Annotated in this window: 3 protein-coding genes; 1 reads left to right on the plus strand and 2 read right to left on the minus strand. The window is 40.3% G+C overall.

Annotated elements, in window-relative coordinates:
• The coding region (locus B151_RS0117380; protein ID WP_020404908.1) for a histidine kinase dimerization/phospho-acceptor domain-containing protein at positions 1-999 on the minus strand (999 nt) is incomplete at its 3' end.
• Complete coding sequence (locus tag B151_RS0117385; protein WP_020404909.1) at positions 996-1724, minus strand: response regulator transcription factor; 729 nt, start codon at positions 1722-1724, stop codon at positions 996-998. The genes B151_RS0117380 and B151_RS0117385, both read right to left, overlap by 4 nt.
• Before the next feature lie 166 nt (positions 1725-1890).
• Between B151_RS0117385 and B151_RS0117390 the strand changes: the two genes are divergently transcribed.
• Positions 1891-2304, plus strand: a 414-nt coding sequence (locus B151_RS0117390; protein ID WP_026166744.1) for a multicopper oxidase domain-containing protein, incomplete at its 3' end; no start/stop codon positions are given.

Below are 2304 nucleotides of genomic sequence, written 5' to 3' on the forward strand. Positions count from 1 at the left end.
AATCATTTCTGTTATACGGCTTAAATTAACAATATCCGGTTTTGCCCGATGAACTGACTCTACCCTGGAAAGTTGAAGAAGCAAGTGTACCATTTCACTCATTCGTCTCACTTCCACCAGCATTCGTTCAATCGTTTCCCGGTACTCTTCATTTGAACGGGGTTTTCTGAGCATAATTTCTGCCTCACTTTGCAATGATGAGAGAGGAGTCATAAGTTCATGAGAGGCATCAGAAGTAAAACGTTTTTCCCGTTCAAAACCCTGTTGAAGTCGATTGAGCATGATATTAAAGGTCTCAGCCAGGTCGGTTAGCTCATCCCGGACCTGATAATTAACTGGTATGCGCTTATCCAAATCAGTGGCTGTAATGGATTTCGCGGCCTCAATAATAGAAGACACTGGAGACAATGTTTTTCTTGATAGCCAATACCCCCCGAGTATAGATAAACCAACACTTATCGCTATGAGAATAAACAAATACTGCCTGAACCTGATTAACTCTTCATGAAGGGTCCATTCAAAGCCTGTGAGTTCCAGCCAACCGCAAAGACTTCCATTTTTGTTTTCTATGGGATAGTAAAGAGTACGAGCAGGCAAAGATTGCCACTCACTGCTGAAAGAATTATTCTGGGTTTCTTTAGGGATCTGGCGTTTAAGGGGTTCTTCAACAGATGAGAAGTTTGGGCTATTATATATAAGGTTGCCTTTTTGATCGTATAAACGAACATAGGTGCCATACTCCACTCCTCCTCTAAGGGCTTCATTCCTGCTGTAGTCCGTCAAATCAATAGAAAGGGAATCTTCAGCCTGGATATAGGGAAGCAGCTGTTCGGCTTCAAACAGCAGGTGACGATCATAATTATGGTGGATGGATTGATGAAACGTTTCGTATAAAAAATATCCGAACAAACTAAGCATCAAAAATAAACTGAACCCATACCATAAAGCCAGCTTTTTTGATATGGATAGCTCATTATAAAAAGTAAAAGAAGGCTTCATGAATCCTTGTGATCTTTAAATAAGTCAATGTTAAATCGATAGCCTGCTCCCCGAATGGTTTCTATAATCTGATCATTTTTCCCAAGTTTATAAGTATCAATATCTTCAAAAGTGTCGTTTAGTTTTTGGCGCAGGGTTGAAATAGTCGCCTCTATGGTATTATCGGATACATAGTAGGCCGATCCCCAAACCCTCTCTGCAATCTGGGTTTTTGAGAATACAGTTCCCAAATGTGTCATTAACAACTCGAGCAAAACAAACTCTTTTTGTCGCAAAGTAAGAGATATCCCACCGACCGTTACGTTATGCCTTCGTGCGTCAACTTCAATAGGGCCGATTTTCACAATTTCGGTATTTGAAATATCGGCAGAACGCCGGGATAACGCCCTAATTCGTGCCAATAGCTCATCAAAAGAAAAGGGTTTGCTCATATAATCATCGGCGCCGGCATCAAGACCAGATACTTTATGGTCAAGATCACCAAGCGCGGTGAGCATTAACACCGGAAAGTTCCGGTCTTCTTTACGCCAATGTTCCAGAATCTCTTTTCCATCACGATTTGGAAGTCTCCAGTCTAATATTACTATATCGTAATCATTCACTAATCCCTGCAATTCCGCTTCTTCACCATCGTGTTGTACTTCTACTACATATCCTTCTTCTTCCAATCCTCTTTTTAATGAGTTTGCCAGTTGCTTTTCGTCTTCAACTAATAGTATCCACATATATCTGAATGTTTACTGAGCTTTTAAAGCTTAATATAAATTTCCTGTGACAACTTTGTTTTAAGCTTAATTTAAGGTTCCCCATTTATATTGTGCGCCTGTACAAAGCCTATGAGTAATATTCAACCACCAACTTATTTAAAGCTTAAAAATAAATTCAAGATAAATGAGTAAAGAGTCGAAATCGATTTCTCGTCGCGAATTTCTACGCTACACGACTTCTATGGGTGTAGTCGCTGGGTTAAGTACCGTATTGCCTGCTTATGCATTTGCAGGTTTTGATAACCAACCCAGAGAAATATTAACCCCGCAGGGTAAAGATAATGTCCTGGATTTAACGATTAGTAAAATCCCTTTGGAGGTTGACGGACAAAGGACGCAAGCAACGGCCATTAATGGTCAAGTGCCCGGCCCGTTGATTCGGTTGAAAGAAGGAGAAGAAATACTAATCCGGGTTACAAATGAACTGGATGAAGATACATCTATTCATTGGCATGGCATAATTTTACCGTTTCAGATGGATGGAGTTCCGGGAGTAAGTTTTGATGGAATTAAACCCGGAGAGACGTTTGAATACAGA

Source organism: Gracilimonas tropica DSM 19535 (assembly GCF_000375425.1).
Taxonomy (GTDB): domain Bacteria; phylum Bacteroidota; class Rhodothermia; order Balneolales; family Balneolaceae; genus Gracilimonas; species Gracilimonas tropica.

Coding starts and splice junctions, on each gene's coding strand:
- B151_RS0117385 (WP_020404909.1), bottom strand. CDS start 1,724: ATGTGGATACTATTAGTTGAAGACGAAAAGCAACTGGCAAACTCATTA.